Source organism: Pseudomonas sp. W22_MBD1_FP4, assembly GCF_052113765.1.
GTDB classification, from domain to species: Bacteria; Pseudomonadota; Gammaproteobacteria; order Pseudomonadales; family Pseudomonadaceae; genus Aquipseudomonas; species Aquipseudomonas sivasensis.
Genome location: NZ_JBGQOI010000006.1, coordinates 234712 through 259296 on the forward strand (window position 1 = coordinate 234712; position 24585 = coordinate 259296).

Below are 24585 nucleotides of genomic sequence, written 5' to 3' on the forward strand. Positions count from 1 at the left end.
CGCGACCCGGGAGACTCACATGTCCGCAGAACTCGAAACCACCTTCGACACCCGTGCCTTTCGCCGCGCACTGGGTAACTTTGCCACCGGGGTGACCGTTGTCACCGCCGCCACAGCCAGCGGGCGCAAAGTGGGTGTGACCGCCAACAGCTTCAATTCGGTGTCTCTGGACCCTCCTTTGGTTCTTTGGAGCATCGACAAACGCTCCAGCAGCCATGAAGTATTTGAAGAGGCGAGTCACTTCGCAGTGAACGTGCTGGCGGCCGATCAGATTGACCTGTCCAATAACTTTGCCCGCCCTAAGGATGATCGCTTCGCCGGTATCGAATACGACCCGGGCGAGGGCGGTTCGCCGGTGTTCGTCGATTGCTCGGCACGCTTTCATTGCGAAAAATTCCAGCAGGTTGATGGAGGTGATCACTGGATCATGATCGGTAAAGTTGTCGCATTTGATGATTTTGGACGTTCACCGCTGCTGTATCACCAAGGCGCCTATTCGATGGTGCTGCCGCATACGCGCATGACCAAACGGGAAGAAGGTCAGGCGCCGAGCAGTCACTTCCAGGGGCGTCTTAGCCACAACCTTTACTACCTAATGACTCAGGCTCTACGTATTTACCAAGCCAGTTATCAGCCACGGCAATTGTCCACCGGCCTTCGCACCAGTGAAGCGCGAATGCTTATGGTGTTGGAGAATGACGCAGGTTTGAACATTGCGGATTTGCAGCGAGAAGTTGCGATGCCAGCGCGTGAAATTGAAGAAGCGGTCGCAAATCTAAAGCGCAAGGGTCTAGTCAACGATGACGGCGATCGCGTGCGCCTCACCGTCAAAGGCGTCGACGAAACGGAAGGGTTGTGGTCGATCGCGAAGGAGCAGCAGGAAAAGGTGTTTGGTCAGTTCAGCGACGAACAGGTCGATCACTTCAAAGTTGTACTACAAGGAATTATTAAAGGGGCTTGAACGGCGCCATATTGGAATGCAGTGACGGCACCATAAGGTGCCGTTTTTGCGTGCAGCGACAGGTGATGAAGCAGTTGTTAACGAATACATCATGAAGCGAGCATTAAACGAACGACGATGATAGAATTTTAGTTAATAAATTAACTAACCATGGTCTCGACGGTTTCCTATGCTTCAGCCGCGCCAATCACTGACTCTGACACTGCTCCAAGCTCGCGAAGCGGCTATGGGGTTTTTCCGTCCCTCCCTGAATCAGCATGGATTGACCGAGCAGCAATGGCGGGTTATCAGAATTCTAAGTCAACATAGAGAACTGGAGATCAACCGCCTGGCCGAGCTCGCATGCATCCTTAAACCGAGCATGACCGGTGTACTCGCACGTATGGAAGCGGCAGGTATGGTGGTACGTCGCAAAGTTGAGCAAGATCAGCGGCGGGTTCTAGTGCGACTGGCGGAAAAAGGTGAGGCGTGCTTCAGCTCGATGAGCCAGAACATGGAGGAAAACTATCTACGCCTTCAAGCGCAATTGGGAGAGGAGAAGCTGCAGACACTTCTTTCATTACTCAACGATTTGAAAACGCTCAAGCGCTGACCGACTGATTCCGGTCATTTAGGGGTGTCTCAGAAAACGATGAGCCAGAGCCTCTGGCCCATCGTAACGACGCTGTCAGGCCGTACCAATGCCCACGCACATGTATTTCTGCTCGATGTAATCATCAATGCCGTACTTCGACCCCTCGCGTCCCAGGCCCGACTGCTTAATCCCGCCGAAAGGCGCCACTTCGGTCGAGATCAATCCTTCGTTGACGCCGACCATTCCGTACTCCAGCGCCTCGCTCACGCGCCACGCGCGCCCCAAGTCGCGTGTATAGAGATAAGACGCCAGTCCGAACTCGGTGTCGTTGGCCATCGAAATTGCTTCGGCTTCGGTCTCGAAGCGAAATACCGGCGCCAATGGGCCGAATGTTTCGTCGCGGGCGACCAACATTTCAGAGGTCACTTCACCGAGCACCGTCGGCTGGAAAAAGTTGCCGCCCAGTGCGTGAGTTTTACCGCCTGCTAGCAGAGTGGCACCGTTGGCCAATGCATCGCTGATATGTTCCTCGATCTTGGCTACAGCTTTGTCATTGATCAGTGGCCCTTGCTGGGCGTTATCCATGTCAGCGGCGCCGACTTTCAGTTGGTTTACCGCGATCACCAAGCGTCGTGTGAATTCATCGTAGACACTGTTTTGTACCAAGATTCGATTGGTGCAGACGCACGTTTGCCCGCTGTTGCGAAACGTCGAACCCATGGCACCTTCTACCGCAGCATCCAGGTCGGCATCGTCGAACACGATGAAGGGGGCATTGCCGCCCAGTTCCAGGCTGACTTTCTTGATGGTCTCGGCACATTGCGCCATTAAGATTTTTCCGATTCCGGTAGACCCGGTGAACGAAACCTTTTGAACACTCGGATTGCCGGTCAATTCGGCGCCGATTTCACTGGCCCGGTTGCCAGTGACGATGTTGAGTACACCGGCGGGAATACCTGCACGTTCACCCAGTTCAGCCAAGGCCAGTGCTGATAGCGGCGTTTCTGAAGCGGGCTTCACCACCACGGAACAACCGGCGGCCAGTGCCGGGCCAACTTTGCGAGTGATCATTGCATTCGGGAAATTCCACGGCGTGATGGCTGCCACCACACCGATGGCTTGCTTGATCACCACCAAACGTCGGCCCTGCTTGTCATGCGGGATCACGTCACCGTAGATGCGCTTGGCTTCCTCGGCGAACCACTCAATGAAACTCGCACCGTAGGCAATTTCGCCACGGCTCTCGGCCAATGGTTTGCCTTGCTCCAGGCTGAGCAAGCGGGCGAGGTCCTCCTGGTTGACCATGATCAAGTCAAACCATTTGCGCAGGATGGTGCTGCGCTCCTTGGCGGTCTTTCCGCGCCAGGCGGGCAGTGCAGCCTGGGCCGCGGCAATGGCACGAGCGGTCTCGGCCTGGCCGAGGGAACTGACTTCGGCAATGACCTCTCCATTCGCTGGGTTGGTTACCTGGAAACGATTGCCGTCATCGGCTTCGATCCATTGGCCATTGATGTAAGCCTGTTCGCGCAGCAGTTTCAGATCATTGAGTTTCATCGGACTTCTCGAAAAAATCAGTACACGCCGCCGGAGCTGGTGGGCGCCGGAGCATCTTTAAAGGTCGCGACGAGGGTTTGAAGACCGCGCATCAAGACCGTGGTGTCAACGCCAACGGCAACGAATGCCGCGCCCAATTCGATGTAGCGCCTGGCCAGTTTTTGGTCCGCGCTGAGAATGCCGGCCGCTTTGCCGGCTCTCTGAATGCGTGCTATCGCATCCTCTATAGCTGCCTGCACGTCGGGGTGTCCCGGGTTACCGCGGTGCCCCATTGAGGCACTCAAATCCGCCGGCCCGATAAAGACTCCGTCCACACCGTCGACCGCTGCAATGGCATCCAGATTGGCCAGACCTTCGCTGTTCTCAATCTGCACCAGTAGGCACATTTGTTCATCGGCCTTGTCGAGGTAGCCGGGAATGCTGTTCCAGCGCGAGGCACGTGCCAGCGCACTGCCGACACCGCGAACACCGTAGGGCGGGTAGTGGATGGCTTTCACCAGTTCTCGCGCCTGGTCCGAGCTCTCCACCATCGGCACCAACAACGTCTGCACACCGATATCCAGTACCTGTTTGATCAGCGCCGTGTCGCCGATGACCGGGCGAATGATCGGATGGCTCGGGTAGGGCGCCACGGCTTGGAGCTGACCGAGCATCCCGCGTAGATCATTGGGTGCATGTTCGCCGTCGATCAGCAGCCAGTCGAAGCCGGCGTTGGCGGCCAGTTCTGCGCAGTAGGGATCGGCCAGACCCAGCCATAGGCCGATCTGTGCTTCACCGCTTTTCAAACGCAGCTTGAAGGTGTTAACAGGCATATCCATGGGGGAGACCTCCGATCAAACGAAACGACAGGCGATGGAGCCGAGCATGTCGTAATCGACATGGAAGGTATCGCCAGGATTTGCCGCCACAGGACGTGTGAAAGAACCACCCAGAATGATTTGCCCTGGCAGCAGGCCGACGTCATAGGCCGCGAGTTTATTCGCGAGCCAGGCCACGCCTTTGGCCGGGTGATTGAGCACCGCTGCGGAGACGCCGGATTCTTCGATCACACCATTGCGATAGAGCACAGCGGGTACCTTGCGCAGATCGATTTCCGTCGGGCGTACGGCACGGCCGCCCATGACCACGCCAGCGTTGGCTGCGTTGTCGGAAATGGTATCGAACACCTTGCGGGTGGCTTTGCTGTGCGGGTCGACCTGCTGGATGCGCGCATCGATGATTTCCAGTGCCGGGATCACCCATTCGGTGGCGTCCAGCACGTCAAAAATCGTCACGTTCGGGCCTTTCAAAGGCTTGCCCAGGATGAATGCGAGCTCGACTTCAACCCGTGGCACGATGAAACGTTCGAACGGAATGTCGGTGCCTTCGTCGAAAAACATGTCATCGAGCAGCGCGCCAAAATCCGGCTCGGTGATGTTCGATGACACTTGCATGGCTCGGGAGGTCAAGCCGATTTTATGCCCGACCAACTTGCGGCCGTCCTTGATTTTCTGTTCCACCCAGGCGCGTTGAATGGCATAGGCGTCCTCGATGGTGATCTCTGGATGGTCCAGGGAAAACTGACGTACTTGCTCGCGTGAACGCTCGGCGTGGTCGAGGCGGGCTGCGGCTTGCTGAATGAGTTGTGGATCAAGCATGACAATGATCTCTATTGAGGGTTGACGATGGAGGCGTGGGTGCGCAGTACTAGAAAACCGCCGAGCGCGATCAGCAGTGCGAGCACATAAAGGGCAAGGCTGGCGCTGTGGGTGGTGTCGCGCATCCAGCCAATCAGATAGGGCGCGAAGAACGAGGCGATGCTGCCGAAGGAGCTGATCAGGGCAATCCCGGCAGCCTGGGTGCCATTGGACAAAAACGCGGGAGGCAGTTGCCAGAACATCGGCAGCGCCGCACTGGCGCCCATGCCGGCGAGGATCAGACCGCCCAAAACCATGGTCGGGTTGGTGGGTATGAGCCCGGCAATCGCAATGCCGACAGCCGCCATCAGTAGCGGTACGCAAAGGTGCCAGCGACGTTCACGGAGCCGATCGGACGAGCGCCCGCAGCCGATCATGAAAAAACAACCGGCCAGATAAGGGATGGCGCTGAGCAGGCCGACCTTGCCGTCACTTCCGATACCGCCACCGTGGATCAGCGTCGGCATCCAGAACGCCAGCGTGTTGACCGCCAGCATCACCGCGAAATACACCGCGACCAGCAACCAGATCTGTGGGTTCTTGAGGATCGCGGAGAACGAGGTGATCGATTTGCGCTGTTCTTCGTGGTTCAACTGTTCGCGCAACTGCTGCTTCTGCTGCGATGTCAGCCAGTTGATTGTTTCGAAGCTGTCCGGCAGACACTTGAGCACCACCAACCCTAGCAGGATTACTGGCACGCCCTCGATGACGAACATCCACTGCCAACCGCGCAGGCCACCCACATCATGCAAGCTTTCGAGGATGCCACCGGAGAGTGGGCCGCCAATCACGCCCGCCATCGGTACCGCGATGGCAAACAATGCGGTGATCTGTGCGCGGCGACCGGCCGGGTACCAGCGATTCAGAAACACCAGAATGCCCGGGAAGAAACCGGCCTCGGCGACGCCCAGCAGAAAGCGCAAGACGTAGAAACCGGTCGCGCTGTCGACCAGGAACATGCTCGCCGACAGCGCGCCCCACACCACCATCAGCGTGGCGATCCAGCGCCGCGGGCCGACTCGATCCAGCGCCATATTGCTCGGCACCCCGAACAGCGCGTAGGCAATGAAGAACAGCCCGGCACCGAAGCCATAGACAGTGTCGCTGAAATTCAAATCGGCGCTCATCTGCATCTTGGCGAAGCCGATGTTGATCCTGTCGAGGTGGGCGAAGAGGTAGCAGATCAACAGCAACGGCATCAGCCGCCAGGTGACGGTGCTGTGAGTTTTGTCGCGGGCGACGGCGGTGAGGGCGTCGGCGGTATTGGCTGTGCTCATGGTTTTATACTTTTTGTCTGAGAGGCCGATGAAACGAACGGGCAGGGGCCTTAACTGGCCTGAGCCTTGAGAAAGGCGTGAACGTTGTTTTCCTTGAAGTTGAGTTGCTCGTGCAGCTCGATCATTTCGAACGACAAGGCCAACAGACGCTGGGCCTGAAGGTCGGCGAAATGCCGGGTAATGACGTCGAAGAGCGTCTCCGCGACTTTCTGCCGGGTGGCCAGGTCGCGGCCATGGCCGACCTTCAAGGTCATGTGCACGAAGGCGTAGTCATGCTTGCCGTCAGCCATGCGCCAGGTATCCAGGCGCACGCCTCGGCTGCGGATTCCTCCGAGGGGAAACACGCCGCTGTCGCCCAGTGTCTGGTGGATTTTTTTGAACAGGCCAGGCAGGTCGGCTTGCTGTTCAATATTGTCGGTGTATTCAGCAATGAAATGAGGCATGAACGGCTCCTTCAGGCCGCGCGGGAATGCCGTGCGGCCATACTGTCAAACAGGGAAAATGGCGTTGATCTGCCCGGTGCCCGAGCTGCCGAAGGGGTCGGTGATGATCTCGGCGGGCTTGTTGTAGTCCGGTCCACCGAGCAAACCCAGGAGCATGGCAGTGTCGTGCATCTTGCCTTCGCCAAAGCAGTGCTCGGCGTAGTCGGGAAGCATGGCGCAGAACTCTTTCCAGCGGCCTTGGCGCCACAGTTCCACCACATGCAGGTCGACCTGTTTGTCGAACTCGCGCGTCCAGTTATGGATATTGGCTTCGGCGTTGCGATCGTCCGAGAAGCGGTGCGACAGCGACCCCGAGGCCAGCACCACGACTTTGCGGTCGCTCTTTTCAATGGCGCGGCGCACGGCGGCGCCGAAGGTGAAGCTGTCTTGCAGGCGATGCCAGGCGCACCAGGCGGCAATCGATACCACGTTGAGTTTTTGATCGTCCGGCACGTCCATGTGCATGTAGCGCATCGGCACCAGGGTGCCGTATTCCAGCTCCAGGCTCGGAATGTTGTGCGCCAGTGTGCGCACGTCGGCCGCGTTGGCCTCAAGCGCGATCAGCTCGCCCAGCTCCGGGCAGCCCGGATACTCGTACTCCATATTCTTGATGAAGTGCGGCAGCTCGTTGCTGGTGTAGGTGCCCTTGAAGTGCTCGCCGCTGTTGACGTGATAGGCGCTGTTGACCAGCCAGTGCACATCGAACACCACGGCGGTGTCGGCGCCGAGTTCGCGGGCGCGCCGGCCGATTTCCTTGTGGCCGGCAATCGCCGCTTCACGGCAGCCGTGGTGCTTGCCGGGGAGTTCCGACAGATACATTGAGGGTACATGGCAGATTTTTGCGGCCAGAACGACTTCGCCCATGATTATGCTCCTGAAGTTGTTGTAGATTCCAACTAGCGAACAGCGAAGGCTGCGATGCACCGATGCGCGATACATCGCAGCCTTCAACAGCCCCTAGCGGCTGCTCAGAGACCCCATCGAGGGATGTGATGACTGCCCATCGAGATGCACACGTTCTTGATTTCGGCAAACACCTCGAAGCTGTACTGGCCGCCTTCACGGCCGGTACCGGAACCTTTCACTCCGCCGAACGGCTGGCGCAGATCGCGCACGTTCTGGCTGTTGATGAACACCATTCCGGCTTCGATGCCATAGGCCAGACGATGCGCCTTGCCGATGTCCTGGGTCCAGATGTAGGACGCCAGGCCGTATTCGGTATCGTTGGCCAGTTGCAGGGCTTCGGCCTCGTCCTTGAACGGAATCAGGCACACCACCGGGCCAAAAATTTCTTCCTGGGCGATGCGCATGTTGTTGTTCACGTCGGCAAATACCGTCGGCTGGATGAACTGCCCTTTGCTTAAGTGCGCCGCCAGGTTGGCCGGGCGCTCCAGGCCACCGGCGAGGAGGGTGGCGCCTTCTTCGAGGCCGATCTTGATGTAGCCGGTGACCTTGTCGTAGTGGGCCTGGGTGATCATCGAGCCGACCTGGGTCTTCGGGTCTTGTGGGTCGCCAACAATCAGGCGTTTGGCGCGTGCGGCAAACTCAGCGACGAACTGCGGGTAAACGCTTTCCTGGATAAAGATCCGGCTGCCGGCGGTGCAGCGTTCGCCGTTGAGCGAGAAGATGGTGAACAGCGCCGCGTCGAGGGCGCGCTCCAGATCGGCGTCTTCGAAGATCAGCACCGGCGACTTACCGCCCAGTTCCATGGAGTATTTTTTAAGGCCGGCGGTCTGCATGATCTTCTTGCCGGTGGCGGTGCCACCGGTGAAGGAAATCGCGCGCACGTCCGGATGGCGTACCAGCGCATCGCCGGCAGTGGCGCCGTAACCCTGGATCACGTTCAACACGCCGTTGGGGATGCCGGCTTCGACGGCCAGGCGCCCCAGTTCGTTGGCGGTCAGTGGCGACAGCTCGGACATTTTCAGCACGGCGGTATTGCCCAGCGCCAGGCATGGCGCGGTCTTCCAGGTGGCGGTCATGAACGGCACGTTCCATGGCGAGACCAATGCGCAAACCCCTACCGGTTGGTACAGGGTGTAGTTGAGCATTTGGTCATCGACCGGGTAGCTGTGACCGTCCATGCGCGTGCAGACTTCGGCGAAGAAATCGAAGTTGTGTGATGCACGTGGAATCAACACGTTTTTGGTCTGGTGAATCGGCAGGCCCGTGTCCAGGGTTTCGAGTTCAGCCAGGCGCGGGACGTTCTGTTCGATCAGCTCGCCGAGCTTGCGCATCAGGCGTGCACGTTCCTTGGCTGGTGTGCCGGCCCACTTCGGAAAAGCTTCCTTGGCCGCCGCCACCGCCTGCGCGACTTCTTCAGCGCCGCCACTGGCGACTTCACCGATGGCTTCGCCGGTGGCCGGGTTGTAGTTGACGAACACGTCTTTGCTTTCGACCTCACGGCCGTTGATCCAATGTTTGATCATGCTACTCAAGCCTCTTTTCGGGCGGAGAAGAATTCCGCTTCGCTGACAATTCGATTAACCAGGCGGCCTACGCCTTCCACTTCCACAATGACCTCATCGCCCGGCACGACATCGGCCAGTCCTTCCGGCGTGCCCGTGGCGATCATGTCGCCGGGTTGCAGGGTCATGAAGCCGGACAGGTATTCGATCAGGTAAGGGATGTCGAAAATCATGTCCTTGGTGCTGCCTTCCTGACGCAACTCACCGTTGATCCAGGTGCGCAGTTTCAGGTTGCTTGGGTCCGGCACATCGGCGACGTCGACCAACCACGGGCCGACGGGCGTCGTGGCGTCGCGGTTCTTCACGCGCAGATTGGGCCGGTAGTAATTTTCCAGGTAGTCGCGGATCGCGTAGTCGTTGCAAACCGTGTAGCCGGCCAGGTAGTCCAGGGCATCTTCACGTTTGACGTTGCGTGCCAGCTTGCCGATGACGGCCACCAATTCGCACTCGTAGTGCATGTAGGCGACGTTATCCGGGCGCCAGGTCACCTGATTGTGGCCGGTGTAAGTCCCTGGGGATTTAATGAAGGCCAGCGGCTCGGTCGGTGGCTTGAAAGCCAGCTCGGCGGCGTGGTCGGCATAATTCAAGCCCAGCGCGAACATGTTGCCGGTCACCGGTGGCAGCCACTCCACTTGCTGCTCGGCAAGCAGGCGGCCATCGGCCAGACGGACCTGATTATTGTCTTCAACGGTGACGGCGTGGATTTCGCCTTCAAAACGAACACGTGCGTGTTTCATGGGAGCTCCTGTTACTGGGCCGCGATGTGATTGACGAGGCGGCCCAAGCCGCTGATTTCAACTTCTACGCGGTCGCCTGGTGCCACGTCGACGCGGCCTTCAGGGGTGCCCGTGATCAGTACATCGCCGGCATGCAGCGTCATGAATTCGCTGATTTCGGCAATCAGTCGTGGAACGTCGCGAACGAAGTTGGCGGTGCTGTTTTGCTGACGAACCTCGCCATTGACGTACAGCGTGATGGCGAGGCTGTGCGGGTTGGCGATCTGCGCGGTCGGCACCAGCTCAGGCCCGACAGCACAGAATCCGTCACGGCATTTGGCTTTGACGGCGGGGCGGTAATAGCTGTCTTCCGGCAGGCTGAATTCATTGACGATGGTGTAACCGGCCACGTAATCGAGTGCCTCGGCCGCGCTGACCCTGCTGATGTCTTTACCGATCACCACACCCAGTGCCGGACCGGGTTGTAAACGCAGGCCGTTGCCTGGATGCACAACCTCGGCGTCATGCTCATTGCGCGTGTTGGGCGTCTTGATGAAGAGCACAGGTTTGACCGGCGGCTTTTGATAGGGCGGTTGTTCGAATTCGGCGAGGTGCTGCTTCAACAGACCCTGGTAGTTGAGCGCGACACCCAAAAGGGTGCCGGTCGCGACGTCATGCAAGGCACGGCTCATTGCATTTCTCCTGACAGAGCTGGCAGGCTCTTTTATCGTTAATGTGTTAACAGTTATAGTTAATATGTTAATGACCGTCAAGCGCGGCGGTATACCCGGTAGTGGTTGCCATCTAAAATTAGGTGCAGGATGAAAGCGACCGCAGGTCCTGAGGCAAAAAAACTGAGTAAACCGCTATGATCGATCGTCAACCGATTCCCAACATCAACATTGGCCAGGTCTACGACCAGCGCTACAGCGATGCGGAAGTCCATTACGACAAGCTCCGTAACCTGGCCGATTTTTTTGGTCGGAACATGCCCGTACACCGCCACGACAGATTCTTCCAGGTGCACTACGTAAAGAGCGGAACGGTGCGGGTGTATCTGGACGATCAGCAGTACGTCGAGTCGGGGCCGATGTTCTTCCTCACGCCGCCCACCGTCCCGCACTCGTTTGTGACAGAGGCCGATAGTGACGGGCACGTACTGACGGTGCGTCAGCAATTGGTGTGGCAGTTGATCGAAGCAGATTCCAGCCTGGTGCCCACCGGCGCTCAACTTCCGGCGGCGTGTGTCGCGTTGGCGCATCTGAGGCCGGAGTACGCGGGAGAGGTGCGTCGCCTTGATTATCTGTTCGAGGAGTTGAGCGTAGAGGTGGTGAGCGATCATCCGGGCCGTAGCGCTGCCTTGGACAGCCTGACGCGACTGATCATGATCAGCCTGTTGCGCTTGTGCTCCAACTCGTTGAAGGCGAGGCCTGCTAGGCATGAAGATCTGAAAATCTTCCACCGTTTCAATGAGCTGATTGAAGCTCACTATCTGCAGCATTGGCCGCTGTCGCGTTACGCCGACGGTATCGGGGTTACGGAGGCACGACTCAACGATGTTTGTCGACGGATCGCCGACCTGCCGTCCAAACGCCTGATCATGGAACGCCTGATGCAGGAGGCCAAACGCTTGCTGCTGTTCACCGGCAGTTCGGCCAACGAAATATGCTATCAGCTCGGGTTTAAGGATCCGGCTTATTTCAGTCGGTTTTTCCAGCGTTACGCTCAGGTCACTCCGGGGGAGTACCGCCAGCGGCAGCCGGGTTTGCGTTGAGCAGTGCATAGGTTTACTGGCTGTGGTTTTGTTGATCTTGTGGTGATCATCATGGCCGCCGAACTGGCACGGCAGAATGGCTTTTACGGTGAACCGATTGCACTTTTCACAGGGTCTCTGCGCGGTGGTGCGGTTGTTTATTAGCCATTCGTAGACGGTTGACCAGGAACATTCGACCATTGCCCTGTGGCTTGCACTGGCCTGCTGGCAACACTAAGCTGCCGACTCGTCCATTCATGTATTTTTGACTATGGCTAATCCGAGACCTTCACTGACGCTGACGCTATTGCAAGCCCGCGAAGCCGCGATGGCATTTTTTCGCCCGGCGCTTAACAAGCATGATCTGACAGAACAACAGTGGCGGGTCATTCGAATACTGCGTCAGCAAGGCGAACTTGAAAGTCATCAGCTGGCGCTCCAAGCCTGCATTCTCAAGCCAAGCATGACGGGGGTGCTCACTCGACTGGAACGCGATGGCCTGGTGCGGCGGCAGAAGTCTTCCCAGGATCAGCGGCGGGTTTTCGTGGCGCTGACTGAGCAAGGCCAGCAATGCTTCGTTTCGATGAGCGAAGGTATGGAGCGCAACTATCAAAGGATCCAGGAGCAGTTTGGCACGGAGAAGATGGAGACGTTGTTGTCTTTGCTTAACGAGCTTAAAAATATCAAACCCTGAAAGCTCGAAGGGTACATATGTGTCCACGCTTCGGGTGGGCAATTAACTGCAACGTCCCCGCGCACCTTTTCAGATGCGCGGATAGCGTTCGGTTTGTTCCTTGTTCAGCAGAGTTTTAGAAACGCCGCGCGAAGTTCGCGTATCGTTTTCAGTAACGAATCATCACCGACTTCAACTCGGTGTAATCGTCAATAAACGCCCCGCCAAACTCACGGCCTACGCCAGAGGATTTGTTGCCGCCAAAAGGCACCGCCGGATCGAGCATGGTGTGCATGTTTACCCATACGGTGCCGGCTTCGATGGCTGGGACCATGCGCAGCGCTTTACTCAGGTCGTTGGTCCAGAGGCTGGCACTCAAGCCGTAAGGTGTATTGTTCATCAGCTCCAGTAATTCTTCTTCGGTGTCGTAAGGAAAGAAAGTTGCTATTGGGCCGAAGGTTTCTTCATTGAGCAGCGTGTCGTTAACGGTGTTAGCAAGAATCACCGTCGGTTCGACGTAACAGCCTGGGCCGTCAATCAGATTACCGCCGTAGATAATGGTGTTATTTTCTGCCCGTGCCTTGGCGAAAAACTCGCCAAGTTTGCGTTGATGCTGACGGTTGGTGACGGGACCAAATTCAGTCTGCTCATCCAACGGCGAGCCAATGTTTAGTTTGCTTAGGCGTTGAGCCAGTTTATCCATGACCGGTTCGATTTGTGACCGATGAAAGAAGAAACGTTCGGCGGCGGCACAGATTTGTCCGGAGTGCAGAAAGCCGGCTTCAATAATGCCGTTGACAGCTTTGTCCAGGTTCACATCGCGCAGAAAACCCGCAGAGTTTTTCCCGCCCAATTCAAGCGTGGCACGTGTTAAGCCGGCGCCCATGGCACTTTGGCCGACGGCGATACCGGTAGGTACAGAACCGGTAAATGAAACCTTGTCCGTGCCTGGGTGTTCGATCAGTCCTTTGCCTACCAGTCCACCACCCGTCAACACGTTCAGCGCGCCAGCAGGGAGTCCTGCGTCAATGGCCAACTCGGCGATGCGCAGGATGGTCAGCGGCGTGAATTCGCTAGGTTTGATTATGATGCTGCAGCCGGTCACCAGCGCCGAAGCAAGTTTCCAGATGGCGATCATGGTCGAGAAGTTCCACGGCACGATACCGACGACCACCCCGACGGGTTCGCGCAGAGTGTAAGCGGTGTAGCGTTCGCCAGCAAAGGAGGGCAGCGACGGAGTGATAGTCTGGCCGCTGATCTTGGTCGCCCAGCCAGCGTAATAACGAAGGAAGTGCGCAGCTTGGTCGACTTCAAAAGCTCGGGATATCTGGATAATTTTGCCAGACTGGCAGGTTTCGATCTGCGCTAGCTCTTCGCGGTTTTGCTCAAGCAGATCCGCCAATTTTAGTAGTACATTGCCGCGAGTCGCTGGTGTGGACTGAGACCATTGCTTGAAGCCGCGATTAGCCGACTCCACGGCTGCATCGATATCCGCAGAGTCAGCATCCGCGACGCGGGCGATGACTTGGCCGGTGGCTGGATTGATCACGTCCAGCGTCTGACTTGAATTGCTCTGAACGTAATCGCCGTCGATGAACAGCGCATGACTCCGGTTGAGAAAGGCCTCAACTTGAGGCAGCAGTGGAATATCGCTCATGGGTTTTCCTAGTCGCAAATAAGGGAAAGGGATGAGGGTATTCCTTGCAGAATTAATTCGCTTGGCTGTGGCTGCCGCGCACATGTCTGTGCCTGCCAGGATTATTGAAGGTTCCCTTCCGACGTCGCCCTGGCACCAACCATTTGCATCGGACTTATCCGTACACTGGCAATCAAGAACGGTAGTGAACAAACCATTATAGATGGTTCTTCCCACCTTAACCGATACTGTAACTGTTGGGTGGGGGCTGTGAGTAATGGGAAGCATGCGATTCGTCGTCGTACCGGCTCACTATTCGCGTTTAAATAGAATTCTATATTGATGCTTACAGAAGAGAGTTGTTTTACGATGAAAAAATTTATTTTAATGGCTTAAGAAAGCGCAGGTACTTGGTGTGTCGTAGGTGGCCTTGGAGTTTGGCTTTCCCGGCTCTTCCCACTTCAGTTATGCGTTTCGAAAGGGATTTAGTATAGCGCCCAATATTCTATTTTATTGAAATTGACGCCCGCACCTGGGGAATACTGGCGAATGACAGAACGATAACTCAGCTGCACATGTAGCGCTGTCTCTTTTGGAGGGGATCGTCACCGAGCCCTTCGCCGGCCAAGTACCTAATTGTTCGGTGGCCTTACCCGTTTTGCCAAGTCAAATGCTCACCCGGAATGAAAAACGACATCATCCCCTAGGACACTGATCGATATCGCGCCACTGATTTCTGGGCTGATTGGATGTCCAAAACCTTCCAATCACGTTCTTAGTCATAGGCATCTGCTGGAAACGTTTCAGAAAACCGATTCGGCTCGCGCCTTCTTTTGTTCGCGATTCCGAAGAAAATAAACGTTCACGCCACTGAGGTCTTCCCAGGGGATTTCGACGCTACGTCTAACACTGCAATAAGGGCGGTGAGTCTCCAGTCGGCAATTAATATCAGTGAGCCTTCTAGCTACCTCAGGTTTGGCGATATCCGAGAGCCAAGCGGCTGGGTGGATGGCGCAGTTCCGCGGCCCGCAGAGTTACGGCACGGTGGCTTTTGACACCAAGGATTGCTTGTTTGCGCTTCGATGGGGCTTGAAGGTGTGGGTGAAGCAGCCCGCAGAAACAAGGGCATGCAGTTCATGGCATTGCTGTATCGCATCACACCGAAGCTATTAGCGCAGAGTTTCTATGCCCTGCGCCGCGACCCATCTGCTGGTTGGTACGAGCGTGTGAAGAGTCGTGAAGCCGTGCAGAAGTCCATACTTGAGGAAGGTCTCGACTTGAACTAGCGTCTTGATACCCGTTGCCACTACGTGGCCTACTGCCTGTGCAGTCTGGCACCACTGCCAGTTGGTTTGGAAACAGGCGTCCATTTGATTGACGTTTCGTAGCGGCATAAGCGCCCGGCGAACACACCTTCAAAATCCCAGCATTAAGGACGATCGTGTCCGCGTATTTTTAAGCGGACGCGATCGCCCTTATCGCCGGAATTTCCATGCGCCAACGAAGCTCTTATCCCAAACTGTTCAAGGCCCAGGTCGTTCAGGAATGCCTGCAACCTAGCGCAACCGTGTCCAGTGTCGTCATGAGCCATGGCATCAACGCCGACTTCATACATAAATGGATGCAGCTCTGAACAAATCGGTGCGCAGAGCACGCCTTGCGAAAAATCCTTTTTGCGGCCGTATCGCGTAATCGAAGCCTGTTTGCGTCATACGCGGAACTGATCCATCAGCTTCATTTGTTGATTGGCTCGTGCATTGAGCTGACTACTGACCTGCGCCGACTCAGCCGCTTGTTCAGTCAGCGCTTCGGTCACGCCGCGGATGGTTGAGACATTGCGATTGACCTCTTCGGCCACAGAGCTTTGTTCCTCCGCCGCACTTGCTATCTGCAGGTTCATATCGCTGATCACTGTCACCGCATCGCTGATTTTGCCTAATGCCTGCACTGCTTGTTGGATCTGCTCGGCGTTCTCCTGGGCCAGCGTCTGGCTTGAATGCATGGTTGCCACCACGCCACGCGTGCCAGTCTGGATACGCTCAATGACCAGTCGGATTTGTTCGACGGAGTCCTGGGTTCTTTTGGCAAGATTGCGCACTTCATCGGCGACCACCGCAAAACCACGACCGCTTTCCCCGGCCCGCGCCGCCTCAATCGCAGCATTGAGGGCCAACAGGTTGGTTTGTTCGGCAATGCTGCGGATGACTTCGAGTACCGAGCCGATTTGCTCGCTGTTGACCGCCAAAGCTTCGACTTCCGCGACGGCCTTGCTGACCTCGCTAGCCAAGGCGTTGATGTCGCGAGTGCTTCTTTCGATGATGGTAATGCCTTCTCTTGACGCTTCGTCGGCACCTTGCGCAGCCTGGGCGGCGCTCGATGCGCTGTGCGCGACTTCATGGGCCGTCGCGCTCATTTCGTTAGAGGCTGTTGCCAACTGATCGATCTCGCGAAATTGCACCTGCATCCCTTCACTGGTCTGCCTCGAGATTTCCGAGGACTGGTCGGCAGTGCCGCGAGCGTCATTAATGCTCTGTTTGATCTGTGCGATGGTAGGTTGCAGTTTGTCGAGGAAACGGTTGAACCATTTCACCAACTCGCCCAGTTCGTCTTTCTTGCTGTAGTTCAGCCGCTGTGTAAGGTCGCCGTCGCCGCTGGCAATTGCCTTGAGCATCTGAGCGACCCTGTTGATGGGGCGCGTTACGCCAGAGGCGGTGAACCAGATGAGCAGCAGGCCCAGCAGTCCAGCGCCTGTTGCGACCAGCAGCGACTTCAGGGTGTCCCGGGTTTGCGCCTGGTTAAGCAATGTTTGAAGTTCCAATGAGTCGGCCAGCAGTACGTCCCTGGGCAGGTCAATCACCACCCCCCACGCCGCGGCGCCAGGGATGGGCGCAACGGGGTAGACCGCGCGGATCAATTCGTCCTGACTCAACACCACCGGCTTTTTGAGTTGCAATGCGCTGAGCACTGCCTTGCTTTCATCTCCCAAAGGGACGCTGATGTGTTTGCCGATCTGACTGGCATCCTTGCTGTAAGCGGCGAGGACACCGCTGTCGGAGACAATCAGCATATGGCCCGAGCCGTTGAACAGCGTCTGCTGTGCATCACTGGCGGTCGCTTGCAAAGACCCGAGTGCGAGGTCCACGCCAATGACGCCGATGACCTTGCCATCGGCAATCAAGGGCATGGAGAGGGTGGTCATCAGTTGTGCCATTCCCGCCTGGGTATCGATAAAGGGTGCCATCAGGCAGGTGTGTCGCGTGTCTCGCGGACAGGTGTACCAACTGTTATATGGGACGCCGCTGATACTCAGCTCGGTCTTTTGCAAATCGTCTTCGGGAATCACGATATTGATCGACTGACCGGCCCCCCGATTCCAGCCGCTGGTAAAACGTCCTTTTTCATTGGAGGCACGCGCGGCGTCGTTGGTGAACTCACTGTCTTTACCTTCCAGCGCATTGGGCTCGTAAATCACCCAAAGCCCCAATATCTGCGGATTGTGATCAAAGGTGGTCTTGAGGCTCTGGGTCAGTTCTTCACGCAGCGTGGCGGCAGCCAATCCGCGCTGGGTGGCCATAGTGCGCAAGTTGGAGGCTTGGTCGGAAAGAACGGTGAGCATCAGCAGACTATCGCCGAAGGCCCTTTGCAGCTTACTCGCCTGCTCTGCGGCCTTGGCCTGCAGCAGGTCGTCCCCGCTTTCCGTCAGCATCTTGCTGCTCGACGTACTGATCAATAGATTGTTCTGACTGCTTTGGTAGAGATTCAGGCTGACGATCAGGCCAATCACGCCCAAGAGGCACAATCCGGAGAGAAGGGTGATCTTTAAGCGGATGGAGAGAGTGTCGAGCATTGGGTTATCTCGCTTGGGAGCAATGTGCGGGTTGACCATCAGTTGGCCTGAGCCACTGACTTCTTATTGTGTATGTACCTTCATCGGCCGAGATCCAATTTTAATAAGCCAGATCTGTAACGAGTTTTTGTATGCGTACCAACATCGATTGCCCGGTCAATTAACCTCGAGCAGGCAGCAGTGCTGCGCTTCATGATCGCTCTTTCCGCCAGAATGTCTCTTTGGCATTATCTGGTGCTTCGTGCTCCAAACCCACACACAAATAAAAAGGTTTGTCATTCTCATCGTGACGCGCCGACTGAAACGTTTCTTTATGCATTTAAGCGTCTAAGCGTCACCACCCCACTGAGTCAGATAGAGCCAAGCGCCATGAGAAAAGGATCGTTCTATTTATGTTATGCCAGCGAATACACCTTGTAGCGATCGGCAGGCATCCACTGATGCGGTAGGTGAATTGGCCGGACGCTTACGTAGCGGCGGCGCCCTGGCATCAAGTAAATGAAAAGTGCGCCGACCAGGCCAATGGAAAGCGCGATGACACTCGACAGTATTTATAGTGCCGGCAGTTACTGCTGGCGGTCAGAGCTAAGGTTCGTACACGTTGACGAGCCCCATCCTCGTTTCGAATAGATGGGGCTCTAAAACTCAATGTGCGGAGTCTAATGTTGCTTACTCAGTGTTTTAAATAAGCAATGAGTAGGGCCGTATCGCGAAAATCGGGCGCTAGAATTTGAATTGAGAAGGCCAGTGGGTCTGGCCGTCGGATGCCATAATTGTCAGTGACCGCTTTGATGAGTTTTTGGATCACCGGGTTGAAAGCGGTCTTGCAGTTTCCGTAAACCATAAAGCACTACGGAAAGAAGTAGAATACCTATGCCCATCAAAAGCTCTTTCGTCCCACCGTATCCTACGAGTTCCGTTGAGGCTGCCCCCACAAGCACTATCAGGCCGGTCAGTAAGCTAAAGACCCATGCGATCGGAATCCACCCAGCTCTAAGTTTTACAGGTCTTTCAATGTCAGCAGCATCTTTCCTGAGCCACAGAAACCCAGTAAGGGCAAAGAAAATCGATACCACATAGCCGATATTAGCAGTCACCAAGATGGCGAGAGGAGAGGAGAGCAGAAAGACCATTGCAATGTTAATTACGACTGCGACAGCCATACACCGGCCCGGTACTTGATGCTTGTTAAGCACACCCAGTTGGCGAATCGTCAAACCGTCAAGTGCCATGCCATATAGGGCACGCGATCCGTCCGCGAGGGAGGCATTCAGTCCCATGAATAGTCCGACTAGCAGCGTGCTAATGAAGAAGCTGCTGTATTCGCTACCCAAGATTGCATCGAAAGCTCCGATAAAGAAACCATTCGGATTGTCAATTGCTGCCTGCTGATCGGCCAAGCCTCCGAGGCTGAAAGCCACTGCAGCGAACACAGCAACTGTATAACCACCAGATGTTATTAGGGCCAGACGCATGTCTTTCTTGCTGCGGTATTCAGGGCCAAACGCAGCGCACATTTCTGTGCCGTAGGCACTCCACGCAATGAGGAAAAGCCACATCAGTGCGGTACGACCTGTATTCCAATCTGCAACAGGCAAATTATTCCAAGCGTTCTGAAAGTGTTCGAACTTCCAAGCGTCACTGTAGAGCGGAGCAAATGCTAGGACTAAAATTGGAACCAATAGCAGGGCGCCCATATATTTTGAGGCGGACGCTGCCATCTGTACGCCCAAGCGGTTGAACTGCCAGAAAAGCACTATCAGACCTACGCCGATAAACTGTGCAAGTCCAATGTTCACTGATCCGAGTTGGTAGCTCCAGATCTGCTCTGGGAACCATTGTGCTTGAATCAGCGAACCAGCGCTGACGCCTACAATTGCGAGTACTGCTGACCAGCCCAACCAGTAACCGAAAGAAGCGATCGGGCCCACCAGAGCGCAACGGCGTCTCCAACCTTCAGTGGCTATCATTGCAACGCCGCCTGGTTTGTTTGGGAACATGGCGCTGACTTCAAGAAAGATCCAGTTTTGACACGCACCAATTGCTGCTGATCCTACCCATAGAAGCAGTGCTCCGATCGGACCTAGCGCCCCTAGCGCGAATCCAAAAGAAGCGAATATGGAGCCCGATACCGCCATGGAGAGGGCAAACGCATCAGTCCATCTAAGCGTTTGGGACAGGTGTGAGGCATTATTTTCATTATTGGCCATCGGCAGGAGTCCTGGATAATTGAATGGTACGTCAATTACGACACAGCGTCTGGGTCCAGTACATGACTCACCGTGACCACTTATTGTTGACCAGCGCCATTGTTGCGACTCATGCAGTTCGGCCATCGCAAAAGATGTTGGTATTAAGAAAGAACTAGATTGACTCTGGATAATTTCAAAAAATGGCTACATTTCAGCGTAAACATCGTCTTGATGAACGGCATCAAGATTCAACTGTACGTCGACCAGCACGGTAGGTAGGAGTCTTTCTGGAAAACACCGTGGGTGCAAGCAAACTCGCCGCGGAGGTTTCGACAGATGTTATCCCGGACTGGTCTGCCGGGCCTAAACGACGGGTTGTACCTTAAGGCCTCGTCGGCAGGAAGCTCCAACCTCGAGACCATGTTGCGCATCTATTTTTTGTGCGGGCATTCCGATGTTACGCCGTTAGACTGCTACCGCTGAAATATGCCTCCGTTCGATCTGACGGCGAACAGCAAGTTTACGTATTGCCTGCGCGTCGGCGTTGATGTTGACGCTGACGCCAGTCGTGACGCAGTTGTGTGTGTCGGTGCGTCGCGCTGTCCTCTAACAAATAGGTCGGCTTACCCGGTATGCGCGTTGAGCGAATCATCTTCGGGATGCAATCGAATATCAGCCGTGCTTGATCAGAGAGCTTCTGCTGCTCGGCGAAGAGCATAAGTCGTCGGCGCAACTCGCTCCATGCTTTTCCGCACCTTTCCACTGCGCAGACCGACCTGATCAATTGCGGCCAAGCACTGAATTTCGTGCAGCACAATTGCAACTTTGACTTCGAGTATGCTGGCGCTACCCCCTGGCAGGTGGCCGCCACGCTGCGTCGGCACGCAACACCAGTCTGACGCGCAATGCAGATGCTGAGTGCGCAATCAGCATCAGCGAGATAGCTACCAAGATTGGTCGCGCCCGCCGGAAGCCAGGCGGCAGGAGGGGGGCAGCTTTTTTTGCTTGAATTACAGTCTCCTTACGTTGGGCATCGGGGGGACGTGCTTGATAAGGTCGCCTTTCCCGTTGGGGTGCGGTCCGGGCAACTATAAAGTAGTAGGCTTAAGCCAGACGAATTCATCCGTGAATGGCGGATGGTCAGTTGATAGGGCTCTATATAGCTTCCTAAAGGGTAAGCGTCTGGCAGACACACCTTGCTGATAGCTAAACTGCCGCCTTTCGTTTGTGGGTGATGGAGCCTACTTGCAGGAGTAGGCACTACCCTTTTGATGTCCTACGATCCGACGACGCTATCAAGTAGCGACGTCCCATAGGAGTTGTCCACTACGCATAGCCATTTTTCCGAGATTTGTCGAAACACGTAGGTCGCCCTGCGCGAAATCTCAGTTTTCACACCGTCCTTGTCCGTGGCCTGTAGCAAGGTCTCCATGATAACGAGAGCTACATCACCTCCTTGTATAACTTGGATCTCCCCCTGTGTGACAACGATGCTGTTATTGAAATGATCCGCAATGGCGACAAAAGCTCGGCGGATGCTCTCTTTGCCTGAGACGGTCAATCCTGGTTTGACCACGAGACTGGCGTCATCCGCATAAAATTTCATCAGTTCGTCGAAGTCTTCGGCTGTGATAGCGCGATCAGCGGCCTCGATTGTCTCTTTGAGAGTTCGGGTAAGTGCGTCCATTCCTGTGCTCCTGTATGAGCCTCAGAAGCAGGAATGAAAAACCCCGCTTTTGAGGCGGGGTTCGGCAGATCGTACGCAGCCCCACCACCTATGTGAAGGCGATAATAATTGAACTTGCGCAACGGAAACTGTAACTGTTCATGGCATGAATCTGCCGCATAAAGCCAAGAAAATCAACTGATACAATCCTGTATGGGCACACCGTTTGCCACTACACCGGTCTCCACTGATGCGGCAGCAACTGGCCGATCTCACTCGCCCGCTGCGCCGGCAACCGAGTTAGCACATCTTTGAGATAGGCATACGGATCATGCCCATTCAGCCGGGCAGACTGGATCAAGCTCATAATCGCCGCCGCTCGTTTACCACTGCGAAGCGACCCGGCAAACAACCAATTCGAGCGCCCGAGAGCCCATGGTCGGATCTGATTTTCGACTGGATTATTGTCGATGGGCACAGCTCCGTCATCAAGGTAGCGCGTCAGCGCTACCCAGCGTTTAAGGCTGTAATCCAGAGCTTTGGCCGTTGCTGATCCGTTGGGCACCAGATCGCGCTGGGCCAACATCCAGTCATGTAACGTTGCGATTATCGGAGCAGCTTTTTCCTGCCGTATTCGCCAACGATCCTCATCGCTCATGGCTCGTGTTTGGCGTTCAACTTCATATAGGCCGCCAATCGAGTGCAGTGCTTGTTCGGCCAACTGGCTTTTATTCGCCACGTGCAGATCAAAAAACTTGCGGCGGGCATGAGCCATGCAGCCGATTTCAGTCATGCCTTTCTCGAAGCCTGCCTTGTAGCCGGCAAAGTCGTCGCACACCAACTTGCCGTTCCAAGAGCCGAGGAAGTTGCGCGCATGCTCGCCCGCTCGGCTTGGACTGAAGTCGTAAACAACGGCTTTGAGCGCCGAAAACGGTGTCGTGCTGTAGGCCCAGACATACGCTCGGTGGGTTTTCTTCTCGCCGGGTGCCAGCATTTGCACCGGAGTTTCATCGGCATGAATTACGCTTTCGGCCAGCACCGATTCGCGCAACGCATCGACCAAAGGCTGAAGCTGTACGCCAGTTTGTCCAACCCATTGTGCCAGCGTTGAGCGTGCGATCATCAGCCCTGCTCGGCCAAAGATTTTCTCTTGGCGGTACAGCGGCAAGTGGTCGGCGAATTTCGCCACCATCACATGCGCCAGCAGGCCTGCGGTCGGGATGCCCTTGTCGATTACCTGGGCCGGCACCGGCGCCTGGATCAGCGTTTCGCACTGCCGGCAGGCCCATTTCCCACGCACATGCTGTTCGACGGTGAACACGCCGGGTGTGTAATCGAGCTTCTCGCTGACGTCTTCGCCGATGCGTTGAAGCTGGCAGCCACAGGTGCACTGCGTATTTTCTGGCTCGTGACGGATCACGGTGCGTGGGAACTGTGGTGGCAGCGGCGCACGCTTGGGTTTCTGGCGTGGCTCGGTCGGTGCAGGTCGCGGATTGACCGCATTTAGCTCTGCTTCGATGGCTGCATTATCAGCATCGAGCAGGTCATCTAGCAAGCTGCCTTGGTCAGGACTGAGCTGTTCGCTGCGCTTGGCAAACTTGTGCCGCTTGAGGATGGCGATCTCATGGGCGAGTTGCTCGTTGACCGTTTCTAGGCGGTGGATTTTCTGGCCCATGGAGTCGACTTGGGACAGCAACTGAATGGCCTGTTCGGCCAAGGCGCGCAGCTGTTCAGGTGTCATCTGGTCGAGATTGGGCGAGGAGGTCATGCCGCTGATTGTGCCAGAGCAGGCCTTCAGCGGCGATAAACCGATAGGCTAATAGCCGGTGCTACAACACTGTGATCGAACCACCCGCGCCGACCCGCTGCCACGGCAGACCCAGTACCAAGGCTTGAAGTTGCTCGTTATCGAGTTCGACTTCCGATCCGTGACGGATGCCGGGCCATTGAAACTTGCCTTGGTTTAATCGTCGCGCTGCAAGCCAGATGCCCACCCCGTCATGCACGAGGACTTTCATCCGGTTAGCGCGGCGATTGGCAAAGAGATAAGCACTGTGCGGCTTCGCCGCACCGAATACCGCGATCACTTTGGCCAATGCAGTCTCGGTACCGGCGCGCATATCCATGGGTTCGGTGGCGAGCCAGATAGAGTCGATGCGGATCACTGGGCAAGCTCACGGATAAAACGGGCGCACCCTTCAGGGTCTGAAGATGGCCAGTGCACGGTTAATTTTTGCTGCCCGAAAGGGATCTCGATACTGACCGGCATTTGCTGATCAGGCCGAGTCGCGGTCTCTAGTTTCATCGGGACGAAAGCGGGCAACGCCGGCGCCTGACGATCACGATAAGCGGGTATCCATTTTCGAACCAGGTTAGCATTGATGCCATGGCGCAGGGCTACGCTGGCCATGGACACGCCAGGTTGCAGGCATTCCTGGACGACTTGGGCTTTGAAAGGTTTGGGATAAGAAGTTCTTTGGCGCATGGCAATCCTGAAGATAAGGGCGATGGTGTCCACGTATTTTTAAGTGGAGAACATCGCCCTTATCGCAGGGATCGGGTAGGTGACTTCGCCGGACGCTTACCCTAAAGGAACAGAAATCCCGAGGCAGCCATACGGCAGTTCTCCATTGCGTATGGCGTCTAAAGTCCTTTCGAAAGCGATGTGAAGATTGGGTCATTGGGGAAAGAGGGTTGCAAGGTTCTAAGGGCGAGACCAATACGCCCGGATTGTTTGGGCTTCGTAGCGAGTGAGATTGCACCAGCACACTGCTGCATATATAGGGCGACAGAAGGTTTTCGTATTCAGATTGAAACCATAAACGCTCATCTGCGGCGGACCTCCATTACTAATGGGTACGCCTCACACCGATTATCTAAAAATCAGAACTAGCTATGCACGCTGGCTGTTTCCTCGGTAGACCAACTCGGTGAGGTCATTCCATTTCCGGTTAAACAATTTTTTAAGTTTAAAACTTCTCTGAAATCGCGGTTCTCGCTGAGTGCTCATTATTTCCGTCTTCTGAAAGCCATCCTTAGGGATAGTCTGAAGTAGGCCGCTATTTTTCGACTGCTGAGCCATAGGCGCTTTCAAAAAACGGCAGCCGTTC

At 55.9% G+C, this 24585-nt stretch carries 23 protein-coding genes and 1 pseudogene; 6 read left to right on the forward strand and 18 right to left on the reverse strand.

All coding sequences use genetic code 11. The features are described 5' to 3' along the window. The first annotated feature begins 19 nt into the window (after positions 1–19). On the forward strand, positions 20–961 hold the full coding sequence (locus ACEN2T_RS10890) for a p-hydroxyphenylacetate 3-hydroxylase reductase component (RefSeq protein WP_442116724.1): 942 nt from the start codon (positions 20–22) through the stop codon (positions 959–961). 169 nt (positions 962–1130) lie between these two features. After that, positions 1131–1553, forward strand: a complete 423-nt coding sequence (hpaR, locus tag ACEN2T_RS10895) for a homoprotocatechuate degradation operon regulator HpaR (protein ID WP_068578992.1) — start codon at positions 1131–1133, stop codon at positions 1551–1553. A 75-nt stretch (positions 1554–1628) separates the two neighbouring features. On the opposite strand, the gene ACEN2T_RS10900 is transcribed toward hpaR (ACEN2T_RS10895), so the two are convergent. The 9 genes from ACEN2T_RS10900 to ACEN2T_RS10940 all read right to left on the reverse strand — a co-directional run bounded on the left by ACEN2T_RS10900 (position 1629) and on the right by ACEN2T_RS10940 (position 10400). Next, on the reverse strand, positions 1629–3089 hold the full coding sequence (locus ACEN2T_RS10900; protein ID WP_442116725.1) for an NAD-dependent succinate-semialdehyde dehydrogenase: 1461 nt from the start codon (positions 3087–3089) through the stop codon (positions 1629–1631). A gap of 17 nt (positions 3090–3106) precedes the next feature. Beyond that, entirely contained in the window at positions 3107–3907 is an 801-nt protein-coding gene (hpaI, locus tag ACEN2T_RS10905) for a 4-hydroxy-2-oxoheptanedioate aldolase (protein ID WP_068578997.1), read from the reverse strand. Positions 3908–3922: 15 nt separating this feature from the next. After that, positions 3923–4726, reverse strand: coding sequence for a 2-oxo-hept-4-ene-1,7-dioate hydratase (gene hpaH, locus ACEN2T_RS10910; RefSeq protein ID WP_068578999.1), 804 nt, complete (start codon positions 4724–4726; stop codon positions 3923–3925). Positions 4727–4737: 11 nt separating this feature from the next. Next, complete coding sequence (locus tag ACEN2T_RS10915; protein ID WP_442116726.1) at positions 4738–6042, reverse strand: MFS transporter; 1305 nt, start codon at positions 6040–6042, stop codon at positions 4738–4740. 50 nt (positions 6043–6092) lie between these two features. Then, complete coding sequence (locus tag ACEN2T_RS10920; RefSeq protein WP_183701889.1) at positions 6093–6485, reverse strand: 5-carboxymethyl-2-hydroxymuconate Delta-isomerase; 393 nt, start codon at positions 6483–6485, stop codon at positions 6093–6095. A gap of 45 nt (positions 6486–6530) precedes the next feature. After that, positions 6531–7388, reverse strand: a complete 858-nt coding sequence (gene hpaD / locus ACEN2T_RS10925; protein WP_442116727.1) for a 3,4-dihydroxyphenylacetate 2,3-dioxygenase — start codon at positions 7386–7388, stop codon at positions 6531–6533. Between the two features lie 104 nt (positions 7389–7492). Next, positions 7493–8953 (reverse strand): 5-carboxymethyl-2-hydroxymuconate semialdehyde dehydrogenase, encoded by a 1461-nt coding sequence (gene hpaE / locus ACEN2T_RS10930; protein ID WP_068579007.1) that lies wholly within the window; start codon positions 8951–8953, stop codon positions 7493–7495. Positions 8954–8958: 5 nt separating this feature from the next. Continuing rightward, complete coding sequence (locus tag ACEN2T_RS10935; protein WP_068579009.1) at positions 8959–9729, reverse strand: fumarylacetoacetate hydrolase family protein; 771 nt, start codon at positions 9727–9729, stop codon at positions 8959–8961. Positions 9730–9740: 11 nt separating this feature from the next. Continuing rightward, positions 9741–10400 (reverse strand): fumarylacetoacetate hydrolase family protein, encoded by a 660-nt coding sequence (locus tag ACEN2T_RS10940; protein WP_442116728.1) that lies wholly within the window; start codon positions 10398–10400, stop codon positions 9741–9743. Between the two features lie 176 nt (positions 10401–10576). Here ACEN2T_RS10940 and hpaA point away from each other — a divergent pair, with 176 nt between their 5' ends. Together hpaA and hpaR (ACEN2T_RS10950) are read left to right on the forward strand one after the other, a co-directional pair. Continuing rightward, entirely contained in the window at positions 10577–11482 is a 906-nt protein-coding gene (hpaA, locus tag ACEN2T_RS10945) for a 4-hydroxyphenylacetate catabolism regulatory protein HpaA (RefSeq protein WP_183701880.1), read from the forward strand. Positions 11483–11732: 250 nt separating this feature from the next. Next, complete coding sequence (gene hpaR / locus ACEN2T_RS10950) at positions 11733–12155, forward strand: homoprotocatechuate degradation operon regulator HpaR (protein ID WP_442116729.1); 423 nt, start codon at positions 11733–11735, stop codon at positions 12153–12155. 148 nt (positions 12156–12303) lie between these two features. Here hpaR (ACEN2T_RS10950) and ACEN2T_RS10955 read toward each other — a convergent pair whose 3' ends face one another. Beyond that, positions 12304–13791, reverse strand: coding sequence for an aldehyde dehydrogenase family protein (locus tag ACEN2T_RS10955; protein ID WP_442116730.1), 1488 nt, complete (start codon positions 13789–13791; stop codon positions 12304–12306). A 1076-nt stretch (positions 13792–14867) separates the two neighbouring features. Here ACEN2T_RS10955 and ACEN2T_RS10960 point away from each other — a divergent pair. Together ACEN2T_RS10960 and ACEN2T_RS10965 are read left to right on the forward strand one after the other, a co-directional pair. Next, positions 14868–15056 (forward strand): hypothetical protein, encoded by a 189-nt coding sequence (locus tag ACEN2T_RS10960; protein WP_442116731.1) that lies wholly within the window; start codon positions 14868–14870, stop codon positions 15054–15056. Positions 15057–15262: 206 nt separating this feature from the next. Beyond that, positions 15263–15403 (forward strand): transposase, encoded by a 141-nt coding sequence (locus tag ACEN2T_RS10965; RefSeq protein ID WP_183701872.1) that lies wholly within the window; start codon positions 15263–15265, stop codon positions 15401–15403. A gap of 75 nt (positions 15404–15478) precedes the next feature. Here ACEN2T_RS10965 and ACEN2T_RS10970 read toward each other — a convergent pair whose 3' ends face one another. The 8 genes and pseudogenes from ACEN2T_RS10970 to ACEN2T_RS11005 all read right to left on the reverse strand — a co-directional run. After that, the gene (locus ACEN2T_RS10970) at positions 15479–16234 is read right to left on the reverse strand and encodes a methyl-accepting chemotaxis protein (protein ID WP_416220681.1); all 756 of its coding nucleotides are present in this window, start codon (positions 16232–16234) and stop codon (positions 15479–15481) included. A gap of 102 nt (positions 16235–16336) precedes the next feature. Continuing rightward, a pseudogene (locus tag ACEN2T_RS10975) lies at positions 16337–17656 on the reverse strand (PDC sensor domain-containing protein); the annotation flags it as partial. A 737-nt stretch (positions 17657–18393) separates the two neighbouring features. Continuing rightward, the gene (locus tag ACEN2T_RS10980; RefSeq protein WP_183701866.1) at positions 18394–19827 is read right to left on the reverse strand and encodes an APC family permease; all 1434 of its coding nucleotides are present in this window, start codon (positions 19825–19827) and stop codon (positions 18394–18396) included. A gap of 1258 nt (positions 19828–21085) precedes the next feature. Next, positions 21086–21496 carry a YybH family protein gene (locus ACEN2T_RS10985; protein WP_005756306.1) on the reverse strand — a complete coding sequence of 137 codons (411 nt, stop codon included), beginning with the start codon at positions 21494–21496 and terminating at the stop codon, positions 21086–21088. Positions 21497–21707: 211 nt separating this feature from the next. Beyond that, entirely contained in the window at positions 21708–23243 is a 1536-nt protein-coding gene (tnpC, locus tag ACEN2T_RS10990; protein WP_442116732.1) for an IS66 family transposase, read from the reverse strand. A gap of 61 nt (positions 23244–23304) precedes the next feature. Further along, positions 23305–23640 carry an IS66 family insertion sequence element accessory protein TnpB gene (gene tnpB / locus ACEN2T_RS10995; protein WP_150676402.1) on the reverse strand — a complete coding sequence of 112 codons (336 nt, stop codon included), beginning with the start codon at positions 23638–23640 and terminating at the stop codon, positions 23305–23307. After that, positions 23637–23993, reverse strand: coding sequence for an IS66-like element accessory protein TnpA (tnpA, locus tag ACEN2T_RS11000; RefSeq protein WP_229614375.1), 357 nt, complete (start codon positions 23991–23993; stop codon positions 23637–23639). The genes tnpB and tnpA overlap by 4 nt, the downstream gene beginning before the upstream one ends. A gap of 375 nt (positions 23994–24368) precedes the next feature. Beyond that, positions 24369–24585: hypothetical protein (locus ACEN2T_RS11005; RefSeq protein ID WP_442116733.1), on the reverse strand; the 217-nt coding region annotated here is incomplete at its 5' end.

Bases quoted from the DNA above. Each gene is read 5' to 3' on its own strand.
- ACEN2T_RS10955 (WP_442116730.1), bottom strand. From the start codon at position 13,791: ATGAGCGATATTCCACTGCTGCCTCAAGTTGAGGCCTTTCTCAACCGG.
- ACEN2T_RS10900 (WP_442116725.1), bottom strand. From the start codon at position 3,089: ATGAAACTCAATGATCTGAAACTGCTGCGCGAACAGGCTTACATCAAT.
- hpaR (WP_068578992.1), top strand. From the start codon at position 1,131: ATGCTTCAGCCGCGCCAATCACTGACTCTGACACTGCTCCAAGCTCGC.
- ACEN2T_RS10980 (WP_183701866.1), bottom strand. From the start codon at position 19,827: ATGGCCAATAATGAAAATAATGCCTCACACCTGTCCCAAACGCTTAGA.
- hpaA (WP_183701880.1), top strand. From the start codon at position 10,577: ATGATCGATCGTCAACCGATTCCCAACATCAACATTGGCCAGGTCTAC.
- hpaR (WP_442116729.1), top strand. From the start codon at position 11,733: ATGGCTAATCCGAGACCTTCACTGACGCTGACGCTATTGCAAGCCCGC.
- hpaI (WP_068578997.1), bottom strand. From the start codon at position 3,907: ATGGATATGCCTGTTAACACCTTCAAGCTGCGTTTGAAAAGCGGTGAA.
- hpaE (WP_068579007.1), bottom strand. From the start codon at position 8,953: ATGATCAAACATTGGATCAACGGCCGTGAGGTCGAAAGCAAAGACGTG.
- ACEN2T_RS10890 (WP_442116724.1), top strand. From the start codon at position 20: ATGTCCGCAGAACTCGAAACCACCTTCGACACCCGTGCCTTTCGCCGC.
- hpaH (WP_068578999.1), bottom strand. From the start codon at position 4,726: ATGCTTGATCCACAACTCATTCAGCAAGCCGCAGCCCGCCTCGACCAC.
- ACEN2T_RS10915 (WP_442116726.1), bottom strand. From the start codon at position 6,042: ATGAGCACAGCCAATACCGCCGACGCCCTCACCGCCGTCGCCCGCGAC.
- hpaD (WP_442116727.1), bottom strand. From the start codon at position 7,388: ATGGGCGAAGTCGTTCTGGCCGCAAAAATCTGCCATGTACCCTCAATG.
- ACEN2T_RS10935 (WP_068579009.1), bottom strand. From the start codon at position 9,729: ATGAAACACGCACGTGTTCGTTTTGAAGGCGAAATCCACGCCGTCACC.
- ACEN2T_RS10985 (WP_005756306.1), bottom strand. From the start codon at position 21,496: ATGGACGCACTTACCCGAACTCTCAAAGAGACAATCGAGGCCGCTGAT.
- ACEN2T_RS10965 (WP_183701872.1), top strand. From the start codon at position 15,263: ATGCGCCAACGAAGCTCTTATCCCAAACTGTTCAAGGCCCAGGTCGTT.
- tnpC (WP_442116732.1), bottom strand. From the start codon at position 23,243: ATGACCTCCTCGCCCAATCTCGACCAGATGACACCTGAACAGCTGCGC.
- ACEN2T_RS10940 (WP_442116728.1), bottom strand. From the start codon at position 10,400: ATGAGCCGTGCCTTGCATGACGTCGCGACCGGCACCCTTTTGGGTGTC.
- ACEN2T_RS10920 (WP_183701889.1), bottom strand. From the start codon at position 6,485: ATGCCTCATTTCATTGCTGAATACACCGACAATATTGAACAGCAAGCC.
- ACEN2T_RS10970 (WP_416220681.1), bottom strand. From the start codon at position 16,234: ATGCAGGTGCAATTTCGCGAGATCGATCAGTTGGCAACAGCCTCTAAC.